This is a genomic window from Pseudoalteromonas shioyasakiensis, from assembly GCF_024518675.1.
Lineage (GTDB): Bacteria > Pseudomonadota > Gammaproteobacteria > Enterobacterales > Alteromonadaceae > Pseudoalteromonas > Pseudoalteromonas shioyasakiensis_B.
Genome location: NZ_JANIGL010000018.1, coordinates 1 through 636 on the forward strand (window position 1 = coordinate 1; position 636 = coordinate 636).

Consider the following 636-nt stretch of genomic DNA (forward strand, 5'->3'; position numbering starts at 1 on the left):
TACCACGGAGTGATTCATGACTGGGGTGAAGTCGTAACAAGGTAGCCCTAGGGGAACCTGGGGCTGGATCACCTCCTTATACGATTTAGAACTTATTTGTTCGTAGTGTCCACACAGATGATTGTTAATTGTAAAGAGAACAACACTTATTGTTTGGGTCTGTAGCTCAGTTGGTTAGAGCGCACCCCTGATAAGGGTGAGGTCGGTAGTTCAAATCTACTCAGACCCACCACTTCTTCTTAATGCTGCGTTGTAAGCTTCGTTGTTTAGTGAACTAAACGGCCTCAACTTACGCCTTGTCTTAAAAAGAAGTCGGTATACAAACAGTAAGACCAGCATATGTGGGGCTATAGCTCAGCTGGGAGAGCGCCTGCCTTGCACGCAGGAGGTCAGCAGTTCGATCCTGCTTAGCTCCACCACTTTTACTTCTTAAAAATAAATATTCTTTATCGGGTAGCAACACCACCTGAGAATAGAGTGTGTTTAATTTTGAGAAGTTTTTGATTCTCTGCTCTTTAAAAATTTGGAAAAGCTGATAATAAAATTCGTATGAATACATTGTATTTGTACAGAGTTTTCAAAAGTAAAAAAGAATGATAGCAGTATCATTCAGTGCCATTTAGTTAACTCTTATGA

General features: G+C 40.7%; 2 tRNA genes and 1 rRNA gene. All 3 read left to right on the top strand.

Going from position 1 to position 636, the window contains the following annotated elements:
• Positions 1-79 (top strand): 16S ribosomal RNA (locus NQT69_RS19475); the annotation flags it as partial.
• A gap of 76 nt (positions 80-155) precedes the next feature.
• A tRNA-Ile gene (locus NQT69_RS19480) sits at positions 156-232 on the top strand.
• Between the two features lie 111 nt (positions 233-343).
• Positions 344-419: transfer RNA gene (locus NQT69_RS19485), tRNA-Ala, on the top strand.
• Positions 420-636 lie beyond the last annotated feature (217 nt).